The sequence below is a fragment of the Aeromonas sp. 600527 genome (genome assembly GCF_049175415.1).
Classification (GTDB): Bacteria; Pseudomonadota; Gammaproteobacteria; order Enterobacterales; family Aeromonadaceae; genus Aeromonas; species Aeromonas veronii_A.
Genome location: NZ_JAAKVA010000006.1, coordinates 214,121 through 228,906 on the forward strand (window position 1 = coordinate 214,121; position 14,786 = coordinate 228,906).

13 protein-coding genes are annotated in these 14,786 nt (G+C 54.8%); 6 read left to right on the top strand and 7 right to left on the bottom strand.

The window, feature by feature from the left end; genetic code table 11:
* Window positions 1-148 precede the first annotated feature (148 nt).
* From dnaG to rpsU, 3 genes are all read right to left on the bottom strand, one after another.
* Window positions 149-1,936: a DNA primase gene (gene dnaG / locus G5154_RS10550; RefSeq protein WP_421250798.1), complete on the bottom strand. Its 1,788-nt coding sequence runs from the start codon at window positions 1,934-1,936 to the stop codon at window positions 149-151.
* A gap of 89 nt (window positions 1,937-2,025) precedes the next feature.
* Complete coding sequence (locus G5154_RS10555) at window positions 2,026-2,469, bottom strand: GatB/YqeY domain-containing protein (protein ID WP_005341238.1); 444 nt, start codon at window positions 2,467-2,469, stop codon at window positions 2,026-2,028.
* 15 nt (window positions 2,470-2,484) lie between these two features.
* A complete protein-coding gene (gene rpsU / locus G5154_RS10560; RefSeq protein WP_005309452.1) occupies window positions 2,485-2,700 on the bottom strand; it encodes a 30S ribosomal protein S21 in 216 nt (71 codons plus the stop codon).
* A 179-nt stretch (window positions 2,701-2,879) separates the two neighbouring features.
* Here rpsU and tsaD point away from each other — a divergent pair, with 179 nt between their 5' ends.
* Entirely contained in the window at window positions 2,880-3,893 is a 1,014-nt protein-coding gene (gene tsaD, locus G5154_RS10565) for a tRNA (adenosine(37)-N6)-threonylcarbamoyltransferase complex transferase subunit TsaD (protein WP_005340567.1), read from the top strand.
* 560 nt (window positions 3,894-4,453) lie between these two features.
* On the opposite strand, the gene G5154_RS10570 is transcribed toward tsaD, so the two are convergent.
* Both G5154_RS10570 and aspA read right to left on the bottom strand, forming a co-directional pair.
* Window positions 4,454-5,773, bottom strand: coding sequence for an anaerobic C4-dicarboxylate transporter (locus G5154_RS10570; RefSeq protein ID WP_021229055.1), 1,320 nt, complete (start codon window positions 5,771-5,773; stop codon window positions 4,454-4,456).
* Window positions 5,774-5,898: 125 nt separating this feature from the next.
* Window positions 5,899-7,341, bottom strand: a complete 1,443-nt coding sequence (gene aspA / locus G5154_RS10575) for an aspartate ammonia-lyase (protein ID WP_005341227.1) — start codon at window positions 7,339-7,341, stop codon at window positions 5,899-5,901.
* A 442-nt stretch (window positions 7,342-7,783) separates the two neighbouring features.
* Between aspA and G5154_RS10580 the strand changes: the two genes are divergently transcribed.
* Window positions 7,784-8,260, top strand: coding sequence for an FxsA family protein (locus tag G5154_RS10580; protein ID WP_421250799.1), 477 nt, complete (start codon window positions 7,784-7,786; stop codon window positions 8,258-8,260).
* Between the two features lie 47 nt (window positions 8,261-8,307).
* Here the strand turns inward: G5154_RS10580 and G5154_RS10585 are convergent, their stop codons facing one another.
* On the bottom strand, window positions 8,308-9,642 hold the full coding sequence (locus G5154_RS10585; protein ID WP_236758186.1) for an MATE family efflux transporter: 1,335 nt from the start codon (window positions 9,640-9,642) through the stop codon (window positions 8,308-8,310).
* 260 nt (window positions 9,643-9,902) lie between these two features.
* Here G5154_RS10585 and G5154_RS10590 point away from each other — a divergent pair, with 260 nt between their 5' ends.
* The 4 genes from G5154_RS10590 (at window position 9,903) to G5154_RS10605 (ending at window position 14,435) form a co-directional block, all read left to right on the top strand.
* Complete coding sequence (locus G5154_RS10590; RefSeq protein ID WP_005309514.1) at window positions 9,903-10,196, top strand: co-chaperone GroES; 294 nt, start codon at window positions 9,903-9,905, stop codon at window positions 10,194-10,196.
* A gap of 44 nt (window positions 10,197-10,240) precedes the next feature.
* Window positions 10,241-11,875 carry a chaperonin GroEL gene (gene groL, locus G5154_RS10595; RefSeq protein ID WP_374807702.1) on the top strand — a complete coding sequence of 545 codons (1,635 nt, stop codon included), beginning with the start codon at window positions 10,241-10,243 and terminating at the stop codon, window positions 11,873-11,875.
* Window positions 11,876-11,979: 104 nt separating this feature from the next.
* Window positions 11,980-12,480 carry a molybdopterin-binding oxidoreductase gene (locus tag G5154_RS10600; RefSeq protein WP_421250800.1) on the top strand — a complete coding sequence of 167 codons (501 nt, stop codon included), beginning with the start codon at window positions 11,980-11,982 and terminating at the stop codon, window positions 12,478-12,480.
* 23 nt (window positions 12,481-12,503) lie between these two features.
* Complete coding sequence (locus G5154_RS10605; RefSeq protein WP_421250801.1) at window positions 12,504-14,435, top strand: putative bifunctional diguanylate cyclase/phosphodiesterase; 1,932 nt, start codon at window positions 12,504-12,506, stop codon at window positions 14,433-14,435.
* Window positions 14,436-14,564: 129 nt separating this feature from the next.
* Here the strand turns inward: G5154_RS10605 and G5154_RS10610 are convergent.
* On the bottom strand, window positions 14,565-14,786 hold a 222-nt coding region (locus G5154_RS10610), incomplete at its 5' end, for a hypothetical protein (RefSeq protein ID WP_421250802.1).

Below are 14,786 nucleotides of genomic sequence, written 5' to 3' on the forward strand. Positions count from 1 at the left end.
ACCGCCAGACATGCTATGTCTGGTTGCGGCGTCGGTCATGAGAAACCCCTGCCCGCAGTATTGTCGGGGCCAGGCGGTTATAAAATTTTTGCTTTTCATCCCGTCGATTCGGGCAACGCTATCCATATTGGGACTAATCACTCAAATATCAAGCCCCACTCTCATTTCTTTTCTCAATTTGCACCTCTCTTATCAGCATCATCAGCTCTTGGGTTTCTTCGGAGCTTAGTCCTTCCTGAGCCACTTTGGCCTGCAATTCTTCGATCCGCTGTTTCAGAAACTGGTTGATGAAGCCGACGAAGGTGTCCTGCAATTCTCCCAGAATATCCGGCTCCTGATCGAGTTTGATCTCCTCGAACAGGTCGTGCATGGCCAGCTGAGCAAGGATCTCTCCCTCCTTGGTACCGCGCCAGTGTTCCAGCAGGATAGCGGTTGTGATACCAGGCTGTGCCAGGATCTGCTGGTGCAGTTGCAGCAAGAACTTGATGCCTTGTACGCGTAGTCCGGCCAATTCCGGCATGGGGGGAAGCTCAGCCGTTACTGCCGGATATTGCACCATCAGTGCCAGCGCACGCCGCAGTGGCGTCAGCTTGGCAGCCTTGGGTTTGTTGACCTCGGTTTTGGGCTGACTATTGCGGGCAAACAGTTCGGTGATACGCTGCTTGTTCTCACCCCAGCGCATCATGCTGGATAGACGGGTGATCAACCCTTCGCGGGTAAACCCTTCCGGTACGCGACGAATAAGCTCGGCGGCCTTGTTGGCCACTTCGAACTTGCCTGCCTCACCGGAGAGGGCGGCATCCCGGCTGAGACGCTCGAACATGAAGTCGGCGAACGGTTGAGCTTCATCGAGCAGGGCTTCAAATCCCTCCTTGCCGATCTGCCGTACCAACGAGTCGGGATCCTCGCCATCGGGCAGGAACACGAACTTCAGCTCGCGGCCATCCTGCAGATGGGGGAGGGCATTATCCAGCGCCCGCCAGGCCGCTTCACGACCGGCGTTGTCACCGTCGTAGCAGCAGACCACTTCGGCGGTGGTGCGAAACAGGGTGTGGATATGATCGCTGGTTGTTGCAGTACCCAGCGCAGCCACCGCATAGTCGATGTCGTACTGGCCGAGTGCCACCACATCCATGTAACCTTCCACTACAAGGATCCGGCGCGGATCCTTGTGTGCCTGCTTCACTTCATAGAGACCGAACAGCTCTCGCCCTTTATGGAATATGGGGGTCTCCGGCGAGTTCAGATACTTGGGCGTGCCATCACCCAGCACCCGGCCACCGAAGCCGATGACCCGGCCACGCTTGTCGCGGATCGGAAACATGATGCGATCGCGGAAACGATCGTAGCTGCCACCGCCATTTTCACGAGTGATGAGCATGCCACCCGAGATAAGCAGTTGCTCGTGATCCCGGCTGGCACCAAAGCGGCGGCGCACCTGATCCCAATCGCTGGGTGCATAACCGATGTTGAAGCGTTTGACTACTTCACCGGTCAGGCCGCGTCCCTTGAGGTATTCCACTGCATGGGGAGCGCTCTTCAGATTGCTCTCGTAGAAGCGGGCGATCTGGTTCATCAGCTCGAACAGATCCTTGCTGACTGCGGGTTGGGAGCTGGCTGAACCACCTATGCTCTGCTCGCGAGGCACTTGCATGCCCTGCATGCTGGCGAGCTCTTCGATGGCATCGGGAAATTCGAGGCCGTCGTATTCCATGACAAAGCCGATGGCGTTGCCGTGGGCGCCACAACCGAAACAGTGGTAGAACTGCTTCTCCTGGCTGACGGTAAAAGAGGGGCTTTTTTCGTTATGAAAAGGGCAGCAAGCCTGGTAGTTCTTACCGGCTTTTTTCAGCCGCACTCGCGAGTCGATCAGCTCGACTATGTCTGTGCGTGCGAGCAGATCGTCGATAAAGGATTGGGGGATCCTGCCTGCCATAACCGTCCTGTTTCACTGCGATAGAAAATAAAAAAGCCGCGCATTCCAAGGGAAGCACGGCTTCTTCGACCAAACAAGAGAGTTGCCTGTTACGCCAAGCGGGTTTTCACCTGAGCACTGACGGCGCCGACATCGGCACGCCCCTGAATTTTTGGCTTCAAGACAGCCATGACTTTACCCATGTCAGCCATGACGGCAGCACCGCTCTCGGCGATGGCTTGCTCGATCAGGGCGGCAATTTCATCTGCGGTCAGTTGTTGTGGCAGGAACTCCTGCAGCACAACGATCTCGGCGGACTCTTTGTCGGCTAGATCCTGGCGACCGGCAGCTTCAAATTGGCTGATGGAATCGCGGCGCTGTTTGACCATCTTGGTCACGACAGCGAGGATATCCTCATCATTGAGCTCGACACGGGTATCGACTTCACGCTGCTTGATTTCTGCCATCAACAATCGGATAGCGCCCAACCGCGGCTTGTCTTTGGCAAGCATGGCGAGCTTTTGCTGATCCTTGAGTTGATCCTTCAGAGACACGGCATGATCCCTTGATTAGTACAGGCGGATACGACGTGCGTTTTCGCGAGACAGCTTCTTGGCGTGACGCTTGACAGCAGACGCTTTGGCGCGCTTACGAATGGTAGTCGGCTTCTCGTAGAACTCACGGCTACGAACTTCGGACAGGATACCGGCTTTTTCGCAAGAACGCTTGAAGCGACGCAGAGCAACGTCAAACGGCTCATTTTCACGGACTTTGATTACTGGCATGTGCCTTTCACCTCAGTGATAAATTGTTAGCTGACCTTCAATCGATCAGCATGTCTTAAAATGGTGCGAAATTATACTCTGGACAGGGAATGAAAGTAAACCCGCAGAGATCGCTCTGGTTTAAAAAACCCGCGAAGGTTACCATAGCCGTCTCATTTTAGCAGTGAAAATTTTTAGCAATGCGTGTATTGGGCATAGAGACATCCTGTGACGAAACCGGGATCGCGATCTTCGACGATCAAAAAGGGATCCTTTCCCATCAGTTATACAGCCAGGTCAAGCTGCATGCGGACTACGGTGGCGTCGTCCCCGAGCTCGCCAGCCGGGATCATGTTCGCAAGACGATCCCGTTGATCCAGGCCGCATTGCAAGAGGCGGGACTGGGCAAAGATGACATCGACGGCATCGCGTATACCGCGGGTCCTGGTCTGGTTGGCGCCATTCTGGTGGGCGCCACTATTGGTCGTTCGCTGGCGATGGCATGGAACAAGCCTGCTATCGCCGTCCACCATATGGAAGGGCACTTGCTGGCCCCCATGCTGGAAGAGAAAGCCCCCGAGTTTCCCTTCGTGGCGCTGCTGGTCTCCGGTGGTCACTCCATGCTGGTGCGGGTTGACGGCATCGGCAGCTATCAGCTGTTGGGGGAATCCATCGATGATGCCGCTGGCGAGGCGTTCGACAAGACCGCCAAGCTGATGGGGCTGGATTATCCGGGCGGTCCGCTGCTCTCCCGTCTGGCCGAGAAAGGCACTAAGGGACGCTTCCACTTCCCCCGTCCCATGACAGATCGTCCCGGGCTCGACATGAGCTTCTCCGGCCTCAAGACCTTCACCGCAAACACGATTGCTGCCAATGGTGATGATGAGCAGACCCGTGCCGATATCGCTCGGGCGTTCGAAGATGCGGTGGTTGATACCCTGGCCATCAAGTGCCGTCGTGCGCTGAAAGAGACCGGTCTTACGCGTCTGGTAGTCGCTGGAGGTGTCAGTGCCAACCGCCATCTACGTGCCCAGCTGGCCGAGCTGATGGAGAGCCTCAAGGGCGAGGTGTTCTATCCGCGCACTGAATATTGCACCGATAACGGCGCCATGATCGCCTATGCCGGTATGCAGCGTCTGAAGGCGGGCGTGTTCGAGCCGTTGGCGGTTAAAGCGGTGCCGCGCTGGCCGCTGGATACCTTGGATCCGGTCTGATCCCGAGGAATCTGCTCCTTGTCGGACGGGTGTTTTGATATGCCTTGGGCATGCTCCCGATAATCCGGAAGCCTGCTCGAGGCATTTTTATTGCCAGTTTCTCGACATGTTTCCCTTCACATCGGCAGCGGCTCAGCCAGACCTGCTGCAACATCCCGAAGCCTGTTTGGGAGCCTGTTTGGGACGCATATTGCTCGCAATAAACTGAATTTATGGCTTTTGCCGATATACCCTCATCTCGGCTTATAGCTGTTCGTTCTGCTATCTGCCGCTCTCTCTGGTTTTTCTATATCTGTTTTAACAGTGGCTTCCCGCTCTTCTTGTATGACGCGATAAATCAGATCGCGCCATTAGCGTCCTATAAAGCGATAGTGATGGGTTGGTGAGGGATAGCCTTTCCGGAGCAGCCAAAAGGCTCTCACGGCCATTTAGGACCTTATAAGGCGAGCGTTACCATCACTTGCCTTACATGGTCGCAACACTCAAAGCGCTAGAGGAAGAGATAAAAAAATCCCCGCCAACTGGCGGGGATTTTTATTTGGCGATCGGCAGGCGATGAATTACAGCAGGATGCCGCCGAAGAAGAAGCCCAGTGCCACGGCGATGGCGATGGTGGCGGTGCCCGGTACGAAGAAGGGATGGTTGAAGACCGCCTTACCGATACGGGTGGAGCCGGTGTCGTCCATCTCTACCGCGGCCAGCAGAGTCGGGTAGGTCGGTAGTACGAACAGGGCGCTCACGGCTGCGAAAGAGGCAATCGCAGTCAGCGGGCTGACACCCAGTGCCAGTGCGGCAGGCATCAACGCTTTGGTAGTGGCGCCTTGTGAATAGAGCAGCATGGCAGCGAAGAACAGCACCACAGCCAGCAGCCAGGAGTACTGGTTCAGCAGATCGCCAGCGATCAGCTGGATGGTGTCCATGTTGCCTTTAACGAAGACGTTACCCAGCCAGGCCACACCCAGTACGCAGATACAGGCGGACATACCGGACTTGAAGGTCGGCATGTTGGTGACCTGGGTGGCGTCCAGTTTGCACACCAGGGTCATGATGGTGGCCGCGGCCAGCATGATGCCCATGATGGCGCCGTCACGGGGGATCGGCGGGTTGGTGATCAGGCCCACTTTACCGGAGATGGCAGTGGCATAAGCCATGACAGCAACGATGGCGGCGATGAAGATCCAGACCGACAGCTTGGCGTACGGTTTGATCTCGAGCTTGGTAGTACCACGCAGTTTGATCAGACCCTTGGCTTTGCGCTCCAGATAGACTTCGTCCTGCTCCAGCGGCTTGCCCATCATGTTGGCAATGAAGGCGCCCAGGATACAGGCCAGGAAGGTAGAGGGGATGCAGATGGCCAGCAGGGTCAGGTAGTCAACACCAAACGGCTCGAGCATACCGGAGAAGGCAACCACAGCGGCAGAGATCGGGGAAGCTGTGATGGCGATCTGGGAGGCGACAACTGCGATGGAGAGCGGACGGGACGGACGGATCCCCTGCTCTTTGGCCACTTCCGCGATCACCGGCAGGGTGGAGAAGGCGGTATGACCGGTACCGGCCAGCATGGTCATCAGATAGGTGACCACCGGGGCGGCGAAGGTGATGTATTTGGGGTTCTTGCGCAGCGCTTTTTCTGCCAGGAAGACCAGATAGTCCATCCCGCCAGCCAGTTGCATACAGGCGATGGCACAGATGACGGACGCGATGATCATGATCACATCCCAGGGGATGTAGCTGACCAGTTGATCGCTCGGGATGGGCATGCCCAGACCCCACGTCAATACCAGTACCCCCAGACCACCGGCAAAGCCGATGCCGATGCTGCCTATCCGGGCCCCCAGATAGATAGCGGCGAGCACGACAAGTAACTCGATTCCAATCATAGCGATAACTCCATTTTTTAGTTTTTGGTTTTTATTTGGCAAAAAGCCAATTCCCGATCGGGCTGGGGATAAAGACCAATCGGGAACTGACTTTATGGGCCGGGAAGATCCCGGCCCACACTCGCTTATACGGCAGCTTCGCGGGTGAAACGCTTGGCTTTGTATTGCGGGTTCATCAGGTTCTCGATGGAGAGAATTTCGTCCAGCTGCTCGGCGCTCAGCAGGCCGCGCTCAAGAACGACTTCGCGGACGTTCTTGCCGGTCTGGGCACAGATCTTGCCGACGATATCCCCTTCGTGGTGGCCGATGAAGGGGTTCAGGTAGGTCACGATACCGATGGAGTTCAGCACGTGATTCATGCAGATTTCCGGGTTGGCGGTGATACCTTCCACGCACTTCTCGCGCAGGGAAATACAGGCTTTTTCCATCAGGCTCAGTGATTCGAACATCGCCTGACCAATCACCGGCTCCATGACGTTCAGCTGCAGCTGACCGGCTTCGGCGGCGAAGGTGATGGTGATGTCGTTACCGAATACCTTGAAGCAGGATTGGTTGACCACTTCCGGGATAACCGGGTTGACCTTGGCCGGCATGATGGAGGAGCCCGCCTGCATTTCCGGCAGGTTGATCTCTTTCAGTGCGGTGCGCGGGCCGGAGGAGAGCAGACGCAGGTCATTACAGATCTTGGAGAGCTTCATGGCCAGACGCTTGATGGCGCCGTGCAGCATGACGTAGGCGCCACAGTCGGAGGTCGCTTCGATCAGATCTTCTGCCGGTACATAGGCACGACCGGTGATCTCGGCCAGACGCTTGATGGCCAGTGCAGAGTACTCGGGCGGAGTGTTCAGACCGGTACCGATGGCGGTCGCGCCCAGGTTCACTTCCAGCAGCAGCTCCTGGCAACGCTTGATGGACTTGATCTCTTCACGCAGGGTCACGGCGAATGCGTGGAACTCCTGACCCAGGGTCATCGGAACCGCATCTTGCAGTTGGGTACGCCCCATCTTCAGGATCTTCTTGAATTCTTCTGCTTTGGCATCAAAAGCGGCGATCAGTGCTTCCAGAGCATGCAGAGTCACGTCAGTGCTGTTGACCACAGCAACGCGGAAACCGGTCGGGTAAGCATCGTTGGTGGACTGGCACTTGTTGACGTGGTCGTTCGGGTTGATGACGTCGTAACGGCCTTTCTCCAGACCCATGATTTCCAGGGCGATGTTGGCCAGTACTTCGTTAGTGTTCATGTTGACGGAGGTGCCGGCACCTCCCTGGTAAACGTCGACCGGGAACTGGTCGAAGCATTTGCCTGTGTTCAGCATCAGGTCGCAGGCTTCTACGATCTTGTCAGCAATTTCAGGACGGATGGTACCGAGCTCGCCGTTTGCCAGTGCAGCAGCTTTCTTGGTCAGCACCATACCGCGGACAAATTCCGGAACGTCAGAAATCTTCTGAGAGCTGATCTTGAAGTTCTCGACAGCGCGCAGGGTGTGCACACCGTAGTAGAGATCATTGGAAACTTCTTTGGTGCCCAGCAGGTCTTCTTCAATGCGGACGTTCTTGATGTCGCTCATTGTAATGCCTCAGAAATCAGATAAATGGAAAAATCCTCACCGAGTGGTCGCGAGTTCCTTGCGCACAGCTCATCCTGAAGCACCACACATCGAGTGGGGCGGTAGGGAGAGTGACCTCCCGAAAAACTAATCAATATACTACTCCAATTGAGGTATCGGTTATTAGAGGTGGATCACTAAATTTGCGACATTTTCAAATTACTTTGAGGAAAGTACACATATGTTATGAAGTTTTTATCGTGATGATTTTTATATATTTTTGTGACTTTTTGCTGGTTTTTTAGATTGCTGATGACGTAGGAGTCAGTTGACCAACTTGAAAAAGGGGGGACGGCCCCCATTTATTCAGGGCAGAAAGTGGTGATGACGGGGCGGCAAAATCGCCTCTGACCATCGTTGGATGGGCGCCACTTTTTCTCAATTTACCGGTGCTGGAGTGGATATGGGCAAGTTGTTTTTGTTGTTGGTGGGTCTGGTTGTGCTGGAGCTCACCGTGATGATCGAGGTCGGCTCGGTAATCGGGGCGCTGCCGACTGTCGGCTTGCTCATACTGACTGCGGTATTGGGCTCCTCGCTGGTGCGCAGTGAAGGGATCAAGACCCTGTTCAGCGCCCAGCAAAAGATGCAGATGGGCGAGATGCCGGGCCGCGAGGTGATGGGGGGCATGATGCTGGCGTTGGCGGGCCTGCTGCTGATTATCCCGGGTTTCGTGACCGACATTTTCGGTGTGCTGTTGCTGCAACCCTGGCTGCGCAACAAACTGGCTGACAAGCTGATCGGCAGCAGCCAGTTCCGGATGCAGATGGGCGGTTTCCAGCGTACTCAATCGCCGTTTGGCAACGCACCGTCCGATGATCATCTGGGGAACGCCAAGCAGGGCGGCACCACCATCGAAGGCGAATTTGAGCTCAAAGAGTGAGCGTAAAGAGTAATCGACGAAACGAAAACCCGAGGTGAGTGACTGAATCAGGGTTTACCCTGATGGCACAACGCCTCGAAGCGGTGTCGGGCATACCACCATGCGAGGGTGCCCGCCGCCAGATTGGCCAGCAAGATCCCCAGATATATCCCCTGTTCTCCCCCCAGCTTTGCCCCCAGCCAGGCTCCTGGCAACAGAAAACCAAACAGTCGCAATCCGTTGAACAAGAACGAAATACTGGATGCCCGCACGCCATTGAGTGCCGAGGCCAGCAGCATCACCATGCCCTGAAATCCGTAACCGATCGGCACTAGATGCAGATAGAGAATAATCAGGCGGATGACCTGTGGATGATCGCTGAACAGGTTAGCGATGAGTGGCGCCAGTAGCCAGGTCAGGCCATAGATGGCGAGCTGGAACAGCAACGCAAAACTCATGCAGCTCTGCAGTGCAGCTTTGGCGCGGGCCGGATTGCCGGCGCCACAGTTTTGCGAGATGAAGGGGGCCAGTACGGAGGCGAGGGCCATCATCACAATCAGCAGCAGCGCCTCGACCCGCGATGCGGCGCCGTAAGCGGCCACCACCTCGGTACCCAGTCCAGCAAAGATCGTCATCAGCACCGCATTGGCCAGGGGGTTGAGCATATTGGTAAAAGAGGCGGGGACGGCGACATGGAGCAGCGCCCGCCAGTGGGTTAGCAATCGCGCTCGCGGCGAGAGGCGCCACAGCAGCAAGCCTTCCCGATGACGCAGGATATAGAGGCTGACCAGCATCGCCATCAACCAGGAGAGAGAGGTCGCGATGGCGGCCCCGCGGATCCCCCATTCGGGAAAGGGGCCGATACCGAAGATCAACAGAGGATCCAGTACCCCGTTGACCAGCCCGGCTACTGCCATCACCAGACTGGGGGTTTTAGTATCGCCGGTCGCCCGGATGGCGGCATTGCCCACCATGGGCAGCACCAGCATGGGGACGGTGAGATACCAGATCAGCATGTAGTCATGGATGAGAGAGATAAGCTCGGCACTGGCCCCCAACAGAGTAAACAGAGGCTTGATGGTGAGAGCCCCCCCCGCGGAGAGCAGGGCTACCATGATCACCGCCAGAAACAGGCTGTCGGTGGCGAGATGGGCTGCCTCATCGTGTTTGCCCTGCCCCAGGGTATGACCGATCACCGCTGACAATCCGGCACCCAATCCCATCGCCAGCGAGGTGACCACAAAAGTGACAGGAAAAGTAAAACTGATGGCGGCCAGAGCTTCGGTTCCCAGCATACCGATAAAAAAGGTATCGACCAGATTGAAGGCCAGAATGGCGATGATGCCGAAGATCATGGGGCCCGTCATCTGGCGCAGTACGACCGGAATAGGGGCTGTCAGCATGGGGTTGGTGCGGGTCAAGGGCTCGTCTCTACAGCTGGCTTTGAAGGTTCTGGCATGGAAACCGGGCGGCTTGAACCGACCTTGCTCCAGAGTGCGGACATGGCTGAACCATCGAAGATGTTTATAGTACGTGAAAAAATTTTTTTTGTATTTGCCCTTGAAGGGTTAGCAACTCTGCCCCACATCAGGGACATATCTGATTTGGCCTGGAACGGCCATTCCTCAAAGCAACAATGAGACTCATTTTGGGAGAGTTATCGATGAAAATTCGTCCACTGCACGACCGCGTCATCATCAAGCGCATCGAAGCTGAAGCCAAATCTGCCGGCGGTATCGTCTTGACTGGTACTGCGGCCCAGAAGTCCACCCGTGGTGAAGTGCTTGCCGTGGGGACTGGTCGCATCCTGGATAATGGCGATGTGAAAGCGCTGGCCGTGAAGGTTGGTGACAAGGTTATCTTCAACGAAGGCTACGGAGTGAAGACCGAGAAGCTGGATGGTCAGGACGTCCTGATCCTGTCCGAGACTGACATCCTGGCGATTGTCGAAGAGTAATCCATCCCCGATTTTCCCCGAATTGATAGAAAGGATTGAAGAAAATGGCTGCTAAAGACGTCAAGTTTGGTAACGAAGCTCGCATCAAGATGCTGGAAGGTGTCAACATTCTGGCTGATGCCGTCAAGGTGACTCTGGGCCCGAAAGGCCGCAACGTGGTGCTGGACAAGTCCTTTGGCGCTCCGACCATCACTAAAGATGGTGTATCTGTTGCGCGCGAAATCGAGCTGGAAGACAAGTTCCAGAACATGGGCGCCCAGATGGTCAAGGAAGTTGCTTCCAAGGCGAACGATGCCGCCGGTGACGGTACCACTACTGCAACCGTTCTGGCTCAGGCTATCGTCAACGAAGGTCTGAAAGCCGTTGCCGCCGGTATGAACCCGATGGATCTGAAACGTGGTATCGACAAGGCCGTTGTGGCGGCTGTTGCCGAGCTGCAAGCACTGTCCCAGCCGTGCGCCGACAGCAATGCCATCGCTCAGGTGGGCACCATCTCCGCAAACTCCGACGAGAAAGTGGGCAAGCTGATTGCTGAAGCCATGGACAAAGTGGGTCGCGATGGCGTCATCACCGTTGAAGATGGTCAGGGTCTGGAAGATGAGCTGGCTGTTGTTGAAGGTATGCAGTTCGACCGCGGCTACCTCTCTCCGTACTTCATCAACAAGCAGGAAACCGGTTCTGTCGAGCTGGACGATCCGTTCATCCTGCTGGTTGACAAGAAAGTCTCCAACATCCGCGAAATGCTGCCGGTGCTGGAAGGTGTTGCCAAAGCTGGCAAACCGCTGCTGATCGTTGCCGAAGACGTAGAAGGCGAAGCCCTGGCGACTCTGGTGGTCAACACCATGCGCGGTATCGTGAAAGTGGCTGCCGTCAAGGCGCCTGGCTTCGGTGACCGTCGCAAGGCCATGCTGCAGGATATCGCCGTACTGACTGGCGGTACCGTCATCTCTGAAGAAGTTGGCATGGAGCTGGAAAAAGCGACTCTGGAAGATCTGGGTCGTGCCAAGCGCATCGTCATCACCAAAGAGAACACCACCATCATCGATGGCGTGGGTGATGCCGGTGTGATCGAAGGCCGTGTTGCCCAGATCCGTCAGCAGATCGAAGAGACCTCTTCCGACTACGATCGTGAGAAGCTGCAAGAGCGCGTAGCCAAGCTGGCTGGCGGTGTTGCCGTGATCAAGGTTGGCGCAGCCACCGAAGTCGAGATGAAAGAGAAAAAAGCACGCGTGGAAGATGCCTTGCACGCTACCCGCGCCGCGGTTGAAGAAGGTGTGGTTGCCGGTGGTGGTGTCGCGCTGGTTCGCGTTGCAGCCAAACTGGCTGGTCTGCGTGGTGACAACGAAGACCAGAACGTCGGTATCAAGGTTGCCCTGCGCGCCATGGAAGCCCCGCTGCGTCAAATCGTCATCAACGCCGGTGAAGAAGCCTCCGTCATTGCCAACGCAGTGAAGAACGGCGAAGGCAACTTCGGTTACAACGCTTACAGCGAACAGTATGGCGACATGCTGGCCATGGGTATCCTGGATCCGACCAAGGTAACCCGTTCCGCCCTGCAGTTTGCCTCTTCCATCGCCGGTCTGATGATCACCACCGAGTGCATGGTCACCGAACTGCCGAAGAAAGATGCTCCGGCCATGCCTGATATGGGTGGCATGGGCGGCATGGGCATGATGTAATCATCATCCCGGCTCTGTTTGAGAAACGGCTCGCCTTGGCGGGCCGTTTTTTTATATCTGACTAAACTGAGTCTGTTGATAGCAGAAAAGTGTATGGAGGAAAGATGAAGGTGCTCAGATGGATAACTCTGCTGTTTGCATTGATTACCATGCCGCTGTTGGCTGCCGAGGCCCCCAAGGGACCAGTGATCTTGAAAGTAAGCGGCAATATCAGAGCCGCAGATGAGGTCGATGGCAAAGTGCTTTTTGACTTGGCCACGCTGCAGGCATTGCCGCAATATGTGATAGTCACCAGCAACCCTTGGGTTGATAAACCTCATAAGTACAGAGGGCCCAAGGTGGCAGACGTGCTGGCAGCTGTGGGGGCTGATGGCAAGAGCATAACCCTGACAGCATTGAACAGTTTTCAGATCCGCATCAACTGGGACAAAGTTGCCAAGTATAACCCTATCCTTGCTTGGGAAGATGACGGGGTAACCATGAAGATTCGTGACAAGGGGCCGCTCTGGTTTATGTTGCCACTTGATCAATATCCGGAGCTGAAGCGCTCTGAATATACCGACATGATGATTTGGCAGCTGGATCTGATAGATATCCAACACTGATAAAAGAGTCACGGGAGCACGGGGTGAAAGGAAAGACCAGGGCGTGGCCACTGCTCGTCATTCTGTATGTATCCATCCTGTCATTTACCGGGAGTACCCTCTATTGTCTGGTTCAGATCCAGAATGCGACCAGAGCAATGGAGAAATATACCTATGATGTCTCCTGGGCGCTGATGCAGTTGCAGCTTGAACTGGGGCGCTTCCTCAGTGCTGTAGAGGTCTACCATTATGGTGGAATAGAGCACAATGACTTGATGCTGCGTTATGACATTCTCTGGAGCAGAACCCCTATCCTGTTGAGCGGTCAGTTGCGTAAAAGCATGCAAGACAAGCAGAAAACCTTGCGCTTGGTGCAACTGATTGAAAACAACATTCGTGATATAGAGCCTGTTATTACCAAACTGCAGAGCGGTGACTCTGTCTACCAGCAAGTAATGATGCGTCTGGCCCCCTTGCAGGAGCCTTTATCATATGCACTAGCTTCCGTTATGCAGAAGAACATCAACATCTACTCAGAGAATGATCGCCACTTTGGCCAATTACGTAATGCTCTGCTGTTGATGGTGTCGGGGTTGGTGATCTCGGTTTTACTACTTAGTTCGCTTCTTATATATGAAGCTCGACGTCATTTTAGGGCCGCAAGGCGCGACCCGTTGACTGGCCTCTCCAATCGGGTGGCATTGCTGGAACGGATGGAGCTCTGTGCCACTCAGGAGGTGCCTTTCGGACTGGTTCTGGTCGATATCAACGACTTCAGAGATATCAACAGCAAGTTTGGTTATGATGCGGGCGATTTTTTGCTCAGTGAATTGGCCAGACGGATCAGATTGCTGTGTGAGGAAGGGGAGTGGAGTGGTCGTTTGGGGGGCGATCAATTTGCCATTATTCAGCGTGGTAGCAGTGATCTGCGTCAGGTCAGGGAGTTGGTAGCGCGACTGCTGCACGCTCTGAAGCAAGATATCGTCTATGATAACTATCCCTTCCGGCTCGAGGTGGGGATCGGGATTGCCTTCTATCCGATGGACAGCGACAAAACACAGGAGTTATTGAGTCGTGCTGAACAAGCTCTGTTTCATAGTCGCAAGACCCACGTTCCCTATGTGATTTACGATAACTCCCTGCTTAACGAGACGGCTCGGCGCAAGCATCTTGCCTCGGACATGATTATGGCGCTGGAGCATAATGCGCTGGAACTCTATTACCAGCCCATCGTCAACCTTGAAAGTGGACGCTGTGAAGCTGTTGAGGCCTTACTAAGGTGGCGTCATCCAGAGCTTGGTTTTATTCCTCCGAATGAAGTCATCATGGTGGCTGAGGAGTTTCAGCTCGCTGAGAGAGTTGGCAGTTGGGTGCTTAACACTGCTTGTGAGCAACTTTATCAGTGGCATCAGCTTGGAATGGTCGATCTGCAGATATGCGTGAATATCTCGCCGGGTATGTATCAGCGCAATCTGCTCAAACTGGTAGCAAAAGCATTGATGGAGCACCATTTGCCTGCCAGCAGTCTGGTACTGGAAGTCACCGAAGATACTACCATGCGGGAAGTAAAGAACTCGCTGCAACTGATGCAGGATCTCAATCAGCAGGGGGTACTGTTAGCATTGGACGATTTTGGTACTGGTTATTCATCTTTGAGTTATCTGCAAAAGTTACCGGTCAGCAAAGTGAAGATCGACCGCTCCTTTATACAGGGCATTGACTCCTCAATGGAGGCATCCGAACTGGTCGCCAATATTTGTCGGATGGGATCCATGTTGGGCAAGAGTCTGGTGTGTGAAGGTATTGAGACACAGGCCCAGTTGGATGTACTGCGATCTCTGACCGATATCCACTTGTATGGGCAGGGCTATCTGTTCAGCCGACCAGAGCAGGCGGAAAAAATCTATCAAACCTTGTTGGAGATGGAGGAGCTTTGGCTGGCGCGTCAACAATCCGAAATGGCTTATATGAGTTGAGAGGGGGCTTGCCTGTCATCTGCCCCCAGAATGTGTGATTTAGCTCGAACTTTCTTCTTTTTGTTTGTTGTTTGAACGGTTGTGCGGTTTTATCAAAAAAACATGCAATTTAGCCTTGCCAGAACGAATTCACTCCCTATAATGCGCCTCCATCGACAGGGCAAGCGGCAACGCAGAAAGCCAAGTCGGCAACCTCGAAAAGCCTTTGAAAATAAGGCTTGACTCGAGAAGGCGGTTGAGTAGAATGCCACTCCCGCAGCAGCAAAAGCTGCGTCGCTCTTTAACAATTTGAATCAAGCAATCTGTGTGGGCACTCACAGCATCGAGCATCAAAAACAATTTTTGATTTTC

What these genes read in the sequence shown, in the direction of transcription:
- groL (WP_374807702.1), top strand. Translation starts at nt 10,241, where the DNA reads ATGGCTGCTAAAGACGTCAAGTTTGGTAACGAAGCTCGCATCAAGATG.
- tsaD (WP_005340567.1), top strand. Translation starts at nt 2,880, where the DNA reads ATGCGTGTATTGGGCATAGAGACATCCTGTGACGAAACCGGGATCGCG.
- G5154_RS10590 (WP_005309514.1), top strand. Translation starts at nt 9,903, where the DNA reads ATGAAAATTCGTCCACTGCACGACCGCGTCATCATCAAGCGCATCGAA.
- G5154_RS10585 (WP_236758186.1), bottom strand. Translation starts at nt 9,642, where the DNA reads ATGCTGACAGCCCCTATTCCGGTCGTACTGCGCCAGATGACGGGCCCC.
- aspA (WP_005341227.1), bottom strand. Translation starts at nt 7,341, where the DNA reads ATGAGCGACATCAAGAACGTCCGCATTGAAGAAGACCTGCTGGGCACC.
- dnaG (WP_421250798.1), bottom strand. Translation starts at nt 1,936, where the DNA reads ATGGCAGGCAGGATCCCCCAATCCTTTATCGACGATCTGCTCGCACGC.
- G5154_RS10580 (WP_421250799.1), top strand. Translation starts at nt 7,784, where the DNA reads ATGGGCAAGTTGTTTTTGTTGTTGGTGGGTCTGGTTGTGCTGGAGCTC.
- G5154_RS10600 (WP_421250800.1), top strand. Translation starts at nt 11,980, where the DNA reads ATGAAGGTGCTCAGATGGATAACTCTGCTGTTTGCATTGATTACCATG.
- rpsU (WP_005309452.1), bottom strand. Translation starts at nt 2,700, where the DNA reads ATGCCAGTAATCAAAGTCCGTGAAAATGAGCCGTTTGACGTTGCTCTG.
- G5154_RS10570 (WP_021229055.1), bottom strand. Translation starts at nt 5,773, where the DNA reads ATGATTGGAATCGAGTTACTTGTCGTGCTCGCCGCTATCTATCTGGGG.